This window comes from Spirosoma validum, from assembly GCF_014699035.1.
Classification (GTDB): domain Bacteria; phylum Bacteroidota; class Bacteroidia; order Cytophagales; family Spirosomataceae; genus Spirosoma; species Spirosoma validum.
On record NZ_JACXAA010000003.1, the window covers coordinates 638,885 to 655,788 of the forward strand.

Genomic DNA, 16,904 nt, shown 5'->3' on the forward strand with positions numbered 1-16,904 from the left:
TGCTGCCTTACCGTGCTCCGTTAAACTCGCATGAAGTCTGTTTTATTCACGCTGCTCCCATTTCTGCTTGGCGTTTTTTATCTGATCCATCCGTTTGCGCCGTCTGTACAAGTATCCGTTTTCAAAACGTCCGGCGTTACGCTGGAAACAAAGAAGCCCAGCCCGATTACCGGTGCCGATCAGATTTCGGCTTATCTGCCGTATCTGAAAGGAAAACGTATCGGCATGGTCGTTAACCAAACCTCGATTATTGGGAATAAACCCAGTGTTGACAGTTTGGTCAGTCTGGGTGTCAACATCGTAAAGATCTTTGGTCCTGAACACGGCTTCCGGGGTAATGCCAGTAACGGCACTAAAGTTGACGATAGCGTCGATGCCAAAACTGGAATTCCGGTTATTTCGCTGTACGGTAAAAACAAGAAACCATCGCAGGAACACTTAGCCGACGTCGATCTGATGATTTTTGATATTCAGGACGTTGGTTGCCGCTTTTATACGTATATCAATACACTGAACCACGTTATGGAAGCCTGCGCCGAACACGGCAAAGAACTGATGATTCTGGACCGGCCTAACCCCAACGGTTTTATTGTAGACGGCCCTATTCTGGAAAATCATCTGCATTCGGGTATTGGCATGCATCGGATTCCCATTACACACGGTTGTACTATTGCCGAATTCGCTCAGATGATTAACGGAGAAGGGTGGGACCTGCCGAAAAATAAGACATGTAAACTCCGAATCATCAAGGTAGCGAACTACACCCATGATACGCCTTATACGTTACCGGTAATGCCCTCCCCCAATCTCAACACGCAACAATCGATTTTGCTATATCCAAGTACCTGTTGGTTCGAGGGAACCATCATCAGTCAGGGACGAGGTACGTATATGCCCTTCACGGTTTTGGGCGCTCCGGCCTTAAAAGGCATTTATTCATTCTCGTTCCGCCCTGTCAGTCTTAAAGGCATGAGCGAAACTCCCTTGCATCAGGATACCGATTGCTACGGACTTGACTTACGGAACTATGATACCAGCGTATTTCGGAAAACCCGGCAATTGAATCTCCAGTGGTTAATGGAGTTATACAAAGCCTATCCCGACAAAGCCCGATTTTTTGATGCAAGCCAGAGCAAGCAAATCGGTAATTTCGATTTCCGGAGCGGTACGGAAAATCTGAGGAAGCAAATCATCGCGGGCAAAACGGAAAAAGAAATCCGCCAGAGTTGGGAGCCCGGTCTCTCGCAGTACAAGCAAATGCGGAAAAAGTATCTGCTGTATCCGTGATTCGGCTAATGCTTGTCTATCCCGAAAATCAAAGCTATCCTGACCGTTATTCGCTACGTATTGGTTTGTCAGTACGTCAGATCGAAGCGCTTTGAGTTTTGGGAGGCTATCCTTTAATTATCTACGTATCAATCCCTTACATCGAGTGTCCCATTCCTGGTTCAACAAAAGACTCGCCCTCATTCTTATACCAAAATCATCCCTAATTTCACTATAAAGAAACGCCAGAACAGGCAGATCAAAAAAAGCTCGTTCGTGCGCTCACAGGTGAGCGCACGTTTTGCGCAAAACAAAGTGCACTGCTTTTTCGAGCCGAAATCAGGGTCTGGATCGCGTCGGTGGCATGGCAGACAGCCGCCCAAAATAAAAAGACAGGTTCACTACGTTGCTTTCGCCAAAAAAAGATAAATCAGTGACGTAGATCGTTCGAGGCTTAAACTCAGGCTTTACCACGATCTGTTCCTATATACGTTCCTTCATACTTGTATCCAATCCATTCCAATTATGCTGTCTTTCAACGTGCAACACCAAGAATTTGAACCTCCTGAAGCGCTACGGGATGCCATAAAGTGCTTTTGGTACGACAGAAGAGACTCCGGAGAAGGACAATCAAGTTTTGAGGTAACACCTGATGGCTACGCAGAGATTATTTTTCATTTCGGAAGCGCCCTTAGCGTATCTCTCCAAGGAGACTTTCAGCCATTGCCGTCACCGTTTATGATGGGACTGCTTAATCAGCCTGCTGTTTTTTACACGAAAAACCGGTTAGAAATTATTGGGATCAGGTGTTTTCCCTGGACTGTGTTCGATTTACTCGGACTGCCGTCCGGTAAAGATGGGGTGTGCATCCTTGAGCACCCTATTACCCAGCTTCACTCTACGTTGGATGAATGCATAACTGCCGGTAGGCTGGATGAAGCGCTGGTTAAGGTAAGACAGTATTTCCTGAATGCACGGTCGCATGTTGGTACAGACAGTATGCTAGCTAAAGCGGGAGTGGCTATGCGGGAAGCAAACGGCACCATACCGGTAAGCCAGGTAGCGGCAGCGGCCCATGCGACGGTTCGTACACTGGAAAGGAAATTCAGGCAATCTTCCGGCTATACGGTTAAAGACGTGTCCGGCCTGATGCGCTTTGAGCAGGTACGAAACCACTTGTGGCTTGATCCAGATGTCAACCTGGCTGGCTTAGCGCATGAACTGGGCTATACAGATCAATCCCATCTAAGCCGGGAATTCAAGCGCTACAGCGGCACCACGCCAGCGGCATTCGCGCGAAACGCAAAGAAAGGTAAACGGGTTGTAAGTACTGATTTTGTTACGTTTACACAAGCCTGATGCAGGTGTATTTGCCCCCGCCGTAACCAAGCTTTCCCAGCCATTGACTTTATATCGTGGACTAAACAGATAATGCGTAAAAAAAACAAATTCATTCCTGTAAACCCGATGGCTGACGAGTTCGGCGCAGGCATTTCCATTGATAGACTGACTCTTTACGATGTAAGCATTTCGGAGCAAACAACATCAGACGGTTCTGAAGAAGCAACCCAATCCCACCGGCACGACAGTCATTCATTCTTCCTGCTTGAAAGCGGAACCGTTCACATTGAAATTGATTTTCAGCAATATAAAATCAAGTCTCCTTCTGTCATCTACATGCATCCAGACCAGGTGCATCGTACTACAGTATTAGAAAAAATAACCGTCAGCAGTTGGGCAATCAATACTGAAAATATACATGCTGAATACCTGAACTTACTCGAAGACATTACACCCGTAAAACCGTTAACGCTAGCCAAGGAAACGTTTTCTCTTATGTCAGAAGCGGTATCGCTTTGCCTAAAATTTGCCGAACGGAAAAACGATAAATTATATCATTCACTACTAAAAGATAGTTGCAATGCATTGGTTGCGTTGGTTCTTTCACAGTATTTAGCACAAGCTCAGCCAACCGATAAACTATCCCGGTTTGAGATTGTAACCAAAGCCTTCAGGGAAACACTGGAACGTAATTATACCGCGGCTAAACGACCGGCAGAATACGCTCAAAAATTAAACATCTCTATACCTTACCTGAATGAATGTGTGAAAAACACAACAGGCTATTCGGTTTCACATCATATACAGCAGCGTGTAATTTTAGAGGCAAAACGGTTGCTTTATTATTCGGATAAATCGGTAAAAGAAATTGCTACGGCCTTGGGCTATGATGACTACCCTTATTTTTCACGGCTGTTTGCCAAAGTTACGGGAATGACTGCTGTAGCCTTCCGGAACAAAAACCGCGATTAGTCCAATACTTACTTTGTATTGCTGTTTTCTGTCCCTGTCATACGATGTTGCTTTGTGCTATCAAACAAACTCGTACAAATGGAACCGTTAATAGAAAAAAAAGTACTCGTTTCGGGTGCAAGCATGGCCGGGCTTTCAACCGCTTATTGGCTGAACAGAATAGGATACAGAGTGACTGTTGTTGAAATGGCCAGCCAACCCCGGGTCAGCGGTGCGGCTGTTGATCTGCGTGGAAATGCCATAGACATCGTCAAGCGCATGGGCATTTTTGAGCAACTGAAAGCTGACCGATTGCAGGTGGAAAGGGTAGAATTTAAAAATGCCGACGATGGTACGGAAGGTTCAATAGCGCTGCAAAGCGAAGGTGAGGAACTTCCCAACGATGACATCGAAATTGAACGGGATAAATTTGTACGTATTTTATTGGATGTGTTAAAAAAGGATGTCGAATTTGTTTTTAACAACAGCATTACTGCGTTAAGCGAAACGAAAGACGATATAAGCGTTACGTTTAAAACTGGTCCGCAACGTTCATTTGACCTGGTATTTGGTTGCGACGGTATTCATTCGATTGTAAGAAAAATCTGGTTTGGTCACGAAACTGACTACAACCATTTCCTTAACGCCTATTTCTCGCTTACAATCGTAACTAAATTATTGATAAAAGAAAAAACAATGCAGATGTATAATGTGCCGGGCAAGGCTATTACACTTAATGCATATAATAATAAGACTGACATCATTTTTTGTTTCCTTTCAGAAGAAGAAATTCCTTATGATTATCGTGATGCCGAGGGTCAAAGAAAAATTATCCTGGAGCAGTTTGCCGGAGGAAGCTGGCGAACCGAAGAATTACTGGAAGAAGTACGGCATTCGAAAAATTTTTACTTTGATAAATTCTGTCAGATAAAAATGCCGTCCTGGACAAAAGGCAGAGTGGCGCTGGTAGGCGATGCGGGCTATTGTGCTTCACCTGCTGCCGGAATGGGTGCCTCATTATCGATGGAAGGAGCCGCAACAGTAGCCGATGCTCTGCAAAAACACAACGGAAATTTTGAATTAGCGTTCGATGAGTACAACCAAAATTTGCGTCCGTTTATTGAGGAAGTCCAGGCCACTGCCGAATTGAATGTTAGAGAAAATTTTATTCCAAAAACCGAAGAAGCTATTCGTAAAAGAAACGCCCAAACCATAGCCTTTTAGTGGTTGAAGCAGAGAAAGGAAACAAGCCGCAGGCAACGATTTTGTCGCGTTTATACAAGCCTGATGTAGGAGCATTCCGGAATTTTGCATTGTAATTAAACAAGGCAAACTATGTTACTCAACAATAAAAAAATCGCCATTATTGGTGCAGGGCCGGTTGGCCTTACTATGGCAAGGTTGCTACAGCAAAAAGGGGCAGAGGTAGTCGTTTACGAAAGAGACAAAGATGCCCAAACAAGGATTTCTGGCGGTACGCTCGACCTTCATAAAGGTTCAGGGCAAGATGCAATGAGAGAAGCTGGCTTGCTGGAGCGTTATTATGCAATGGCTACACCCATGGGAAGAACCGTGGTCGACGAGCAAGGCAACGTACTGCTCTCTAAAAAGCCTACGCCTGAAGACCAACATGACAATCCTGAGATAAACAGAAACGATTTAAGGCAATTACTGCTCGACAGCTTAGCCAGCGATACCGTTGTTTGGGACAGGAAGTTTACCGAACTTGACGAGCAGAACGGACAATGGCAGCTGCATTTTGAAAACAACGTATCTGCAACCGCAGACCTCGTCATCGGAGCCAATGGGGGAATGTCTACGGTAAGAAACTATGTTACAGACGCCGAAATCGAATACACCGGAACGCTTATTCTCCAGGGCGAAGTGCCGCAACCGGAAAAGAAATGTCCCAGGTTCTACCAACTGTGCAATGATAATATACTCATGACCGCCAGCAATGGCAATTTGCTGGTTGCCAACCCCAGGAACGGCGGAATATTGACCTATAACGTAATTTTCAAAACACCTGAAGAATGGAGTCTGAACAAGGCATCAAAGGCTCAGGATAAGGATAGCCTTATTACGTTCCTTTTGAACAGATTCGCTCAGTGGCATGAATTGTACAAAGAATTATTTCGCTCAACAGCTTCATTTGTGATATGGCCAACGAGAAAAATTCCGCTGGATAAACCCTGGAAAACGAATCGTCCTTTGCCAATAACGCTTATTGGAGATGCCGCCCATATAATGCCGCCCTTTGCCGGTCAGGGTGTAAACATCGGGCTGATGGACGCATTAATTTTATCCGAAAACCTGACTAACGGAAAATTTGAAACCATAGAAGCTGCCATCAACGACTATGAACAACAAATGGTTGTGTATGCAACAGAAGCCCAATCGGATACAAGCAGAAACGAACTAGCGATGCGTCATCCTGACTTTTCTTTCCAGAAATTTTATCAATAAACTAGACGACGCTTCCGGAATAGTCGTGAATACAGGACGGTCAATGAGTGCTGCGCCACTTTCCTACTCAAAACGTTGACGTGTGAATATGGGGGCTGAATCAAATGTAGTTCAGGTAGTGCAGAAAACCGATTACCTATAAGCACTGTAATTATTCTCGATGGCCAGACCACCGTTAACGCTAATCTTGAGCACAATGGTAATGGCCCGAAACTAAGACTACGACAATTTATGTTCGTACCTTTGTGTGTTGTTTTCAACCACTAACGACATAGTAAAAACTAAAATCGGAGGGCTTTGAACCCTCGCAGATCACGAAATGAGTAAACACGGACGAATTTTAGTCGCCATGAGTGGCGGCATTGATTCTTCACTGGCAGCGGTTCTGTTGCACGAAGAAGGCTATGAGGTTATTGGCATGACCATGAAAACCTGGGACTATGCTTCCTCAGGCGGTACTAAAAAAGAAACGGGCTGTTGCAGCCTCGACAGCATTAACGACGCCCGCAACATTGCCGTAAGTCTCGGCTTTCCCCACTACATTCTGGATATACGAGAAGAATTTGGGGATTCTGTTATCGATCATTTTACGGGCGAGTACCTCGAAGGACGTACGCCCAACCCTTGCGTTCTTTGCAATACGCACATCAAATGGGATGCTCTGCTCCGCCGTGCCGACCGGCTCGATTGCGAGTCGATTGCAACCGGTCATTATGCACACATACGTACTGAAAATGGGCGTCATATTATTTCAAAAGGTATTGATAATCTGAAAGATCAGTCCTACGTATTGTGGGGTGTATCGCAGGAGAGTCTGAGCCGGACGAACCTGCCGCTGGGGCATTTGCGGAAATCCGACATTCGCGAGATGGCGAAAGAGCGGGGGTTTATGGAGCTTGTTACGAAATCGGAATCCTACGAAATCTGTTTTGTGCCCGACAACGACTACCGGGGGTTCCTGAAACGACGGATGCCAGGTCTGGAAGCCGAAGTCGCCGGAGGTAATTTCATCATGGAAGGTACCGGTAAAATTCTGGGAAAACACCAGGGATATCCGTTCTACACGATTGGTCAACGAAAAGGCTTAGGCATGGCGTTTGGCCAGCCGATGTTTGTGACGGAAATTCGGAAAGACACGAATGAAGTGGTATTGGGACTGGATAAAGACCTGCTGCGCGACGGTATGATTGTGAGCAAGCTGAATTTGCAAAAATACGAGCATATTAGTGACCCACTCGAAACCGTTACGAAAGTGCGTTACAAAGATTCCGGTACCCCGGCCACTATTTCGCAAAATGGCGACAAGATCGAAGTGCTTTTCCACGAAGGCGTATCAGCCATTGCGCCCGGTCAGGCAGCCGTGTTTTATGAAGGCGATGACGTAGTAGGTGGGGGCTGGATCATGAAAAGCTTCCGCCAGTCTGATAAGCTACAGAACGATGGTCAAGGAATAATCAGAACAACTGCAAACGAAATTCTATAGTCCGTATAACGTAACGCTTTTTTAGATTTCATACGTTATTATCTAACAAAAAGCCTGGAAGTTGTAGCCTTAATCTACACACTTTCGGGCTTTTTTGCCGTTGCCTAAATTGCTTGGGAAAATAGACTACAATTTGTTTACTTACTGACAGTTAGCTCAATCTGTAGATACCTGTTAACCTCGCCCATACCATGAACTCGATCTCTTCTGCTCTCCCCCAGACCATTATTCCGTTAAACAACCGCGAACGTCAATTTCTCCAGTTAGCCTGCTCCGAACTGACCTATGTGCAAATCGCCGACCGCATGTGCGTTAGTCCGCGTACGGTAGATGGCTATCGTGAAGCGCTGTTCGTACGTCTGCGTCTGAGAAGCCGGGTTGGCCTGGCTCTCTGGGCTGTAAAAACAGGGATCGTAATCCTGTAACAGCTTAAAAAGGTTTTTTTCTGAAACACTTTTTGTTGCTGGCCAGTACTTAAGCATAGGGTCATCTCACCAGTCTATGCCGCTTTTCGTTATTATTCGCCACGGTCAGTCGCAGTGGAATTTAGAAAATCGCTTCACCGGTAGTGCCGATCCTCCCTTAACGGACCTCGGTCGGGAGGAAGCTCGCGAAGCGGGGGCATTGCTTAAAGCCAGTCAATCGTCGGAGAAACTGTTCAGCATGGGCTTTACGTCGGAGTTGCAACGAACGATCGAAACCATGGATATTATTCTCAGGGAGATGGGTCAACCTGATTTGCCAATTGAACGTAGCGCGGCTCTGAATGAGCGAAAATATGGCGACTTGCAAGGGTTGAACAAAGCCGAAGCAGAAGAGCGATTTGGTGTTGAACAACTGTTTCGCTGGCGCCGTGGTTACGAAGACCGGCCAACAAATGGCGAAAGCCTATCTGACATTTATGAGTTGGTGGTTCACTATTACGAAACAACCATTCTGCCTCATTTGCAGAACGGCCAATCCATATTAGTGGTGGGGCACGGTAACAATCTGCGTGCTTTACTTATGCATCTGGAGCAGGTAAGTGCTAAATCGATCGAGGACGTTGAATTAGCGACGGGCATTCCGCGCCAATACGAGTACGACCAGGCGACCGGTACATTTGCCCTACTGCCGAAGTAAAGACGCATTTCTTTACCTTCGCTCCATGAAAAAATTTCGTTACTTATTGCTCGTGGCAGCGCTGTCGGCTGCTGTGTTTTTCCAATCTCACGCTCAATCAACCGACTGGGTGGAGTTTGTCAATCCGCTCATCGGAACTGACTCTAAACCCAGCTTATCCAATGGCAATACGTACCCCGCTATTGCGCTGCCCTGGGGCATGAACTTCTGGTTACCCCAGACTGGCAAAATGGGTGACGGGTGGGCTTATACGTATGCTGCCGACAAAATCCGGGGATTTAAACAAACGCATCAGCCCTCGCCCTGGATGAACGATTACGGTCAGTTTTCAATCATGCCCATTACCGGTAAACGACGTATCCATGAGGACGAACGCGCCAGTTGGTACTCGCATAAGGCCGAAATTGCCAAGCCGTATTACTACAGTGTTTATCTGGCTGATCACGACGTAACAACCGAGATTGTGCCAACGGAACGGGCGGCTTATTTCCGTTTTACGTTCCACAACACCGATAGTTCCTTCGTGATTATCGACGCCTTCGACAAAGCCTCGTATGTGAAAATCATCCCGAACGAACGGAAAATTATTGGGTACACAACCCGAAACAGTGGTGGCGTTCCGGCCAATTTTAAAAACTACTTTGTTATTTATTTCGACAAACCATTCACATCAGCACAGACTTCGCACGGGAAAACACTAAGCAGCAATCTCGAAAATCAGTCAACCCACGCGGGCGCTATTGTTGGCTTTAAAATGGCCAAAGGCGAGCAGGTTCAGGCGCGGGTAGCGTCGTCGTTTATCAGCTATGAACAGGCCGAACGAAACCTGGAGGAGATTGGTACGGATTCGTTCGAGGTGGTTAAGCAAAAAGCAAAAGCGGCCTGGAACAAAGAATTGGGTCGTATTCAGGCAGAAGGCGGTACGTTGGCGCAGACGCAGACATTCTATTCCTGTCTATATCGATCTCTGCTGTTTCCCCGGAAATTTTACGAGTTCGATGCCAGCAAAAAAGTCGTGCATTATAGTCCGTACAATGGTCAGGTTTTGCCTGGCTATATGTTCACCGACACGGGATTCTGGGATACGTTCCGGTCGATGTTTCCGTTCCTGAACCTGATGTATCCGTCGCTGAACGTGCAGATGCAGGAAGGCCTGGCCAATGCCTACAAAGAAGGCGGCTGGTTACCCGAGTGGGCGAGTCCCGGACTACGTAATACGATGATTGGCTCGAATTCGGCGTCGATCATTGCTGATGCCTATCTGAAAGGTGGTCGTGGTTACGACATCAATACGTTGTATGAAGCTATCCTGAAAAATACGGAGAAAGAGGGGCCAATGGACGCCGTTGGGCGTCGGGGCGCTACGTATTACAATGAGTTAGGCTACGTGCCGTACGACGTGAAAATCAACGAAAATGCCGCCCGGACTCTGGAATACGCTTACGACGATTTTGCTATTTATCAGTTAGCCAAAGCGCTGAAACGTCCGCAGGCTGAAATCGATCGCTTTGCCAAACGCTGCCAGAATTACCGAAATCTGTTCGATCCAACGACGGGGCTGATGCGCGGCAAGAACAAAGACGGCTCGTTTCAGTCGCCGTTCAATCCGTTCAAATGGGGTGATGCGTTTACCGAAGGCAACAGTTGGCATTATACCTGGTCAGTTTTTCACGATGTGCAGGGATTGGTTGAGTTAATGGGCGGGCGTCAAAAATTCGTCGCTAAACTTGATTCGGTGTTTACGCTTTCGCCGATCTACGATGAGTCGTATTATGGAAGCGTTATTCACGAAATTCGGGAGATGCAGATTGCCAATATGGGCCAGTACGCGCACGGAAATCAGCCCATCCAACACATGATTTACCTGTACAATTATGCGGGTGAACCCTGGAAAGCGCAGTATTGGCTTCGTGAGGTGATGAACCAGCTTTATCTACCGACACCCGATGGCTACTGTGGCGATGAAGACAACGGCCAGACGTCGGCCTGGTACGTATTTACGGCGATGGGTTTTTATCCGGTTTGCCCCACTACGGACCAATACGTCCTGGGAGCGCCACTGTTTAAAAAGATAACTGCAACGCTGGAAAACGGAAAACAGGTGGTTATTAACGCGGCTAACAACAGTGCGCAGAATCGCTACATCAATACGTTGCAACTGAACGGAAAACCCTATGCCAAAAACTGGCTGAGTCATCAGGAACTACAGAAAGGGGCTGTTCTGGATTTCACTATGTCTGCAAAACCAAATCAACAGCGAGGCACCAAACCAGCCGATTTTCCGTATTCGTTCTCAACGGGAGAAACGAAATAAATTACCGCTTCACGTATACCTTAAATCTGTTAAATTTTACTTATTAACTTAATAATCAGCGCTTTTTGTCATTCCGGCCTTGGGAGGAATCTCAAGCTTGACTAGTATACGACGTTGAGATTCATCCCAAAGTCGGAATGACAAAACCACACCCGCACTATTCCATTTTAGAAAGTTTAAACAGGCAACCCTACATGAACTATTCATTAAAAAGTGCAGAGTACTAAAACACTTTCCGTTGCTACGTAGTAAGCTATTGAGTTTATTACGCCATTCTATGTCACTCTTCGTTATCGTCCGCCACGGCCAATCCCAATGGAATGCCGAAAATCGTTTTACCGGTACGACTGACACCCCCCTAACCGATCTCGGTCGACACGAAGCGCATGAGGCCGGGATTCTACTGGATGCTCATCAGCCACCCAATTTCGGGATCGGCTTTACGTCGGAACTACAGCGGGCAATCGAAACGATGGCGATCATTCTGGACGAAATCGACCAGACCGACTTGCCCGTTGAACGTAGCGCAGCTCTTAACGAGCGCATGTATGGCGACTTGCAGGGAATGAATAAAGACGAAGCTCAGGAACGCTTCGGCGAAGAACAGGTTTTCCGATGGCGACGTGGGTACGCTGACCAGCCGCCTAATGGAGAAAGTCTGGCTGATACCCACGCACGCGTGATTCCGTATTTTAAAAAAACCATTTTGCCGCATTTACAGGCCGGACAACCGGTACTGGTCGTGGCACACGGCAACAGCCTGCGGGCTTTAATGATGGAGTTGGAGCATATTAGTCCTGAAGACATTGAAAAGGTCGAGTTGGCAACCGGCATTCCACGCCAGTATGAGTACGACCCGGCGAGCAATACGTTTAAGTTGCTGCCAAAATAGAATTCTTCCGATAACTTTCCTGTTGTCCTCAGTGCATAAGAATTAAATTCTAAAATCGAATGAAAGCCGTTGTATTAAGTGATTGGGGTGGACCTGAAAACTTTGCTGTTCAGGACGTACCGAAACCCGCGATTAAAGCCGACGAAGTATTGGTAAAGGTGAAGGCATTTGGCGTAAACCCTGCCGATTTTAAAACCCGAACGGGTAATGCGCCTTATTCGCAAAAGTATACGCACCCAATTATTCTGGGCTGGGATATGGCTGGTGAAGTTGACGAAGTTGGCAGCAACGTAACAGATTTTAAACCGGGCGATGCGGTTTATGGTATGGTTAACTTTCCTGAACCCGGTCAGGCCTATGCGGAATACGTAGCAGCACCAGCCGCGCATCTGGCCCTGAAGCCCGATACGTTGTCGTTCGAAGAAGCCGCAGCTGCTCCATTGGCGGTGTTAACGGCCTGGCAGGCGTTGACGCAACACGGCCAGCTAAAAGCAGGCGAAACCGTTCTGATTCAGGCCGCATCGGGGGGCGTTGGACACCTTGGCGTTCAGATCGCTAAAACGCTCGGTGCCCATGTGATTGGCACAGCTTCTGGCAAAAACGAAGCGTTTGTGCGCTCGCTCGGTGCCGACGAGTTTATTGATTATACCCAAAATAAAGTAGAGGATGCTGTTCACGACATCGATCTGGTATTTGATACCGCTGGTGCCGACACCATTTTTACTTCAGCAAAGGTGTTAAAACCGAAGGGCCGATTGATTTCGATTGCGTATGGCGCAATGGATAAAGTACTGGCGGAAAGGCCCGATATTCACGCCGAGCGAATTCTGGTGCATACCAGTGGCGACGATCTACGTACCATCAATCAACTCATTGACGAAGGGAAACTGAAAATCAGCGTGAGCCAGGTGTTGCCCGCCGATCAAATGGCCGAAGCGCATCGACAACTGGAAAGCCGCCGAACAACCGGCAAGATTGTGCTGACATTTTAATCTTGCGGCAGTACTGTAGTGTCTGCTGGAGCGGTTCGAAAACCTGACACTATAGTACTGCCGCAAGATTACGTCTTGCGCTTTTTCTTACGGGCCGATGGAAACAGTACGTTATTCAGAATCAGCCGATAGCCGGGCGAGTGAGGATGCAACTTCAGGTCCGTAGGGTTTCGGAAGCCGCCCCCGCGTGAGCCTTCGGGATCGTGACCACCGTAAAAAGTCCACTGCCCCCGGCCAACTTCGCCGTAAATATACCGGTCGGAGCTTTTGCCTTCACCCATCACCAGGCTGCTTGGCTTAACGGCTCCTTTTCGAAAGGCTGTCGTCTGCCCGAAAAATTCTTTGATAATCGACTCGTGATTTTGACACAGCATAGCCGGAATTACATCCCACTTGGCTGAAAAATTGAACAGTTCGAAAAAACCGCTCGACTGCTCGTAGCTACGTCCTGCGGATGAGTTGATGTCGGAGAAGGTCGAAAATCCCCGGTAGCCATTGTCAGCTTCGAGCGTGAAATTTCCGAAGGCCAGGGTTTTTGTGAAGTCGAGCTTTTGCTGAGCATCCGCATCTACGCCATCGCCGTCGTATTGACTCCCCACAATATCAAGTCCTTCTGCGGCCAGAGCAATGTCGAGGGTTTCGCCAGCGGAACACATCGCAAACAAATAGCCTCCACCCGCGCAGAATTCCTTGATTTTTTTAGCTACCGATAGCTTCATCTGCGATACTTTCGCAAAGCCATATTTGTGGGCAATGTCTTCCTGTGCTTTGATGTCGGCCACCGACTGGCGGTGCATGTTACGTCCGTACTGACCCGTAAAATCTTCGTGGTGCAGGTGTAGCCAATCGTATTTCGCCAGATCACCCTTCAGAATTTCTTCATCATATACCAGTTCGAAGGGAATTTCAGCGTAGGTGAGTACCAGCAGCACCGCATCCGTATTTTCAAACTCAGCGGGACCCACCTTGACGGGCGAATACACGATGATTTTAGCCGCCTTCTGCAACGTAACGACGTTCATGTTCAGATCTGGATCGGACAGTTGCTGGCGAATGGAGGCCGCTTTAGCATCTGAGACCGTCTCGAACGAAACCCCTCGAACCCGGCACTCCGTTTCAACGGCAGTGCTGTATTTTGTCAGGAAACTGCCGCCCCGGTAGTTCAGCAGCCAGTCGACATCCTGATCGTCTTTCAGTATTTTGTAGGCAATGCCATACGCTTTGAGGTGATTCGTCTGCTGATCATCCATCGGAATCAGGATAGCGTTGGCCCAACTTAACGTAACGGCGCAAAAACTTACCAGCAATAGCAACAGAAAAGATACGTACTGTTTCATGGAGTGCTTTATTTTTGACCCAACTATCTTCAGTCATATGGCTATCAGGGATCTTATCGGATCCGTGCACCCTGATTGACTGCTTAATGACGATCTAATGACTCGCTACGGTGTTACGCTACTCCTTTTTACTCTGATCACTATGGCCTGCAATCGCCATTCAACTATTGTTCATTCACCCATTGTGAAGACAGGCGTATCGCAAACGCTCGCGCAAGCTAGAAAACAGTCTGTCAGTCAACTGGCGTATGCATTAAAGTTCGACATTCCTGCGCAGAAAAACCAACCTATTCCAGCGAGTGAGACGATTACTTTCGATTGGCGAAAAAACAGTGCCCCCCTTCAGCTTGATTTCAAGGAAGAACGTACTCATATCCAGAATGTTTCCGTCAATGGAGTTATGGTCCCCATTGCCTTTGAGAGCGAACATTTGCTTATTTCTACTGCTTTTTTGAAGCCGGGCACGAATACAATCTCGATCCAGTTTACGGCAGGGAATTTATCGCTGAATCGGAACGAAGAGTACCTCTACACACTGCTTGTTCCCGACCGGGCGCGAACGGTATTTCCCTGCTTCGATCAGCCCGATCTGAAAGCGACGTTTCAGGTTTCGCTGACAGTTCCGGCCCACTGGCAGGCGATGACCAATGCACTCGTCGCAGATTCGACCGTTGCTGCTGATCGCAAGACAATCAATTTTCGTACCTCCGAATTAATCCCGACGTACCTCTTCTCGTTCGTAGCGGGCAAGTTCACTCCAGTGATGCGCACGTTGAGCGGGCGGCCGATGACGTTTCTTCATCGCGAGACGGATACCACAAAAATTCGATTGAGCATGGACCCGATTTTCAATCTCCATGCTGATGCGTTACGTTTCCTGGAAGACTATACGCAGGTATCCTACCCGTTCCAGAAATTCGATTTTGCGGCCATTCCCGATTTTCAGTATGGCGGGATGGAACACGTCGGGGCGATTGACTACCGCGCGTCCAGTTTGTTTCTGGACAATGGCGCCACCCGCGACCAGAAGCTGTCGCGCGCTACGTTGATCAGTCACGAAACGGCGCACATGTGGTTTGGCGACATGGTGACAATGCGTTGGTTTGAGGACGTCTGGCTGAAAGAAGTCTTCGCCAATTTCATGGCCGATAAGATTACCGAAGTGTCCTCGCCCGATGCGAATTATGACCTTCAGTTTGTGGTCGATCACTTTCCTGCCGCTTATGCTGTTGACCGCACCGAAGGAGCCAATCCTATTGGGCAACCCCTGGCCAACTTGAAAGAAGCCGGTACGTTATATGGCGGCATCATTTACCACAAAGCGCCGATTATGATGCGGCAACTGGAGCGGCTCATGGGCAAAACGGCGTTGCGCGACGGTCTTCGGGAATATCTCAAAAAATACGCATTTAGCAACGCTACGTGGGCCGATCTAATCGCTATTCTGGATGCCCGTACGCCAACTGACCTAGCCGCCTGGAACCACATCTGGATCAACGAAACTGGCCGACCGAAGATCACATATCAGTTGGACAGGCAAGGCGACAAAATTACCCGATTCGCTATTTCGCAGACTGGGGAAGATGGCACCAAACGCGTATGGCCGCAAGGGTTTGAAGTCGCGCTGGTTTACCCGGACCGAGTGGACGAACTGACCGTGAACATGAATCAGGGGCAGGTCGAACTGGGCGAAGCTGTCGGCAAGTCCGTGCCGGACTTTATCGTCTTTAACTCATCGGGTCAGGGTTATGGTATTTTTCCGGTCGATGCCGCCATGATTCCAAAACTCGCTACGTTGAAAAATTCCGTAACGCGGGCAGCCGCTTATATCAATCTTTACGAAAACATGCTGACGGGGCAAGTTAGTCCGGTTATGTTGGGCGCTACGTATCAGAATCTGTTAAGCAAAGAATCGGAAGAATTGAATCTGCGCTTGCTGACCAATCAATTATCTGACCTTGTCTGGAATTTCACCCGGCCCGAAAATCGCCCGGCTTTAGCAGCGTCTATGGAGCAGGCTTCCTGGCAGGCAATGGAGCAGGAAGCCGCTACGGGTAAGAAAAAGCTCTTGTTTCGGCTCTATCAGAACATAGCCATCAGCCGCGAAGCTCAGGATCGGTTGTACGCCATCTGGAACGAACAGAAAGCTCCGACGGGTGTTACGCTCACCGAAGACGACTACACATCCCTGGCGCTAGCTTTAGCCGTACGCGACTATCCGGCCGAGGGCATTCTGGCGAAGCAGTTGATACGTATCAAAAACCCTGATCGGAAAAAACGGCTGGAATTCATGATGCCCGCTTTGTCGAGCAACGTAACGGAGCGGGATGCATTTTTTGCATCGCTGGCTTCCGAATCGAATCGGGAACACGAAGCCTGGGTAACAGCCGCGCTGGGGTATCTGCATCATCCACTACGTACCCAGACGTCTGCGAAATACCTACCCAAGAGTCTGGATTTACTGGAAGAGATTCAGCGTACGGGCGACATTTTTTTCCCCGAATCCTGGTTACGTTCCACTTTTTCGGGTTATCAAACAGCCGAGACCACACAATTGGTACGTCAGTTTCTGGCGGATAGGCCGACCTATAATGCTCGTTTACGAGCTAAACTGCTCCAGGCCGCTGACGGTACGTTTCGGGCGAGTCGATTGCTGTACGACCAGAAACAACGATGATAATGACGGGCTTATAAAGACAAAGCGCCGAATCATTGACCCGGCGCTTTGTTGTATAGAACG

At 48.0% G+C, this 16,904-nt stretch carries 13 protein-coding genes; 12 read left to right on the forward strand and 1 reads right to left on the reverse strand.

What is annotated here, in order from left to right:
- Nucleotides 1-30: 30 nt before the first annotated feature.
- The 11 genes from IC230_RS11400 to IC230_RS11450 all read left to right on the forward strand — a co-directional run bounded on the left by IC230_RS11400 (nt 31) and on the right by IC230_RS11450 (nt 12,827).
- The gene (locus tag IC230_RS11400) at nt 31-1,287 is read left to right on the forward strand and encodes an exo-beta-N-acetylmuramidase NamZ family protein (protein WP_191039108.1); all 1,257 of its coding nucleotides are present in this window, start codon (nt 31-33) and stop codon (nt 1,285-1,287) included.
- Between the two features lie 504 nt (nt 1,288-1,791).
- The gene (locus tag IC230_RS11405; RefSeq protein ID WP_191039109.1) at nt 1,792-2,625 is read left to right on the forward strand and encodes a helix-turn-helix domain-containing protein; all 834 of its coding nucleotides are present in this window, start codon (nt 1,792-1,794) and stop codon (nt 2,623-2,625) included.
- A gap of 72 nt (nt 2,626-2,697) precedes the next feature.
- On the forward strand, nt 2,698-3,579 hold the full coding sequence (locus IC230_RS11410; protein WP_191039110.1) for a helix-turn-helix domain-containing protein: 882 nt from the start codon (nt 2,698-2,700) through the stop codon (nt 3,577-3,579).
- A gap of 78 nt (nt 3,580-3,657) precedes the next feature.
- Nucleotides 3,658-4,782 (forward strand): FAD-dependent monooxygenase, encoded by a 1,125-nt coding sequence (locus tag IC230_RS11415; RefSeq protein WP_191039111.1) that lies wholly within the window; start codon nt 3,658-3,660, stop codon nt 4,780-4,782.
- A 111-nt stretch (nt 4,783-4,893) separates the two neighbouring features.
- The gene (locus IC230_RS11420; RefSeq protein ID WP_191039112.1) at nt 4,894-6,024 is read left to right on the forward strand and encodes an FAD-dependent oxidoreductase; all 1,131 of its coding nucleotides are present in this window, start codon (nt 4,894-4,896) and stop codon (nt 6,022-6,024) included.
- Between the two features lie 319 nt (nt 6,025-6,343).
- Nucleotides 6,344-7,507: a tRNA 2-thiouridine(34) synthase MnmA gene (gene mnmA, locus IC230_RS11425; RefSeq protein WP_191039113.1), complete on the forward strand. Its 1,164-nt coding sequence runs from the start codon at nt 6,344-6,346 to the stop codon at nt 7,505-7,507.
- A 191-nt stretch (nt 7,508-7,698) separates the two neighbouring features.
- Complete coding sequence (locus IC230_RS11430) at nt 7,699-7,932, forward strand: response regulator transcription factor (RefSeq protein ID WP_191039114.1); 234 nt, start codon at nt 7,699-7,701, stop codon at nt 7,930-7,932.
- A 76-nt stretch (nt 7,933-8,008) separates the two neighbouring features.
- Entirely contained in the window at nt 8,009-8,629 is a 621-nt protein-coding gene (locus IC230_RS11435) for a 2,3-bisphosphoglycerate-dependent phosphoglycerate mutase (RefSeq protein ID WP_191039115.1), read from the forward strand.
- A gap of 25 nt (nt 8,630-8,654) precedes the next feature.
- Complete coding sequence (locus IC230_RS11440; RefSeq protein WP_191039116.1) at nt 8,655-10,943, forward strand: GH92 family glycosyl hydrolase; 2,289 nt, start codon at nt 8,655-8,657, stop codon at nt 10,941-10,943.
- 277 nt (nt 10,944-11,220) lie between these two features.
- Complete coding sequence (locus IC230_RS11445) at nt 11,221-11,835, forward strand: 2,3-bisphosphoglycerate-dependent phosphoglycerate mutase (protein WP_191039117.1); 615 nt, start codon at nt 11,221-11,223, stop codon at nt 11,833-11,835.
- Nucleotides 11,836-11,894: 59 nt separating this feature from the next.
- Entirely contained in the window at nt 11,895-12,827 is a 933-nt protein-coding gene (locus IC230_RS11450) for an NADP-dependent oxidoreductase (RefSeq protein WP_191039118.1), read from the forward strand.
- A 68-nt stretch (nt 12,828-12,895) separates the two neighbouring features.
- On the opposite strand, the gene IC230_RS11455 is transcribed toward IC230_RS11450, so the two are convergent.
- The gene (locus IC230_RS11455; protein ID WP_191039119.1) at nt 12,896-14,164 is read right to left on the reverse strand and encodes an asparagine synthetase B; all 1,269 of its coding nucleotides are present in this window, start codon (nt 14,162-14,164) and stop codon (nt 12,896-12,898) included.
- 142 nt (nt 14,165-14,306) lie between these two features.
- Between IC230_RS11455 and IC230_RS11460 the strand changes: the two genes are divergently transcribed.
- The gene (locus IC230_RS11460) at nt 14,307-16,841 is read left to right on the forward strand and encodes a M1 family metallopeptidase (protein WP_223860592.1); all 2,535 of its coding nucleotides are present in this window, start codon (nt 14,307-14,309) and stop codon (nt 16,839-16,841) included.
- Nucleotides 16,842-16,904: the final 63 nt, after the last annotated feature.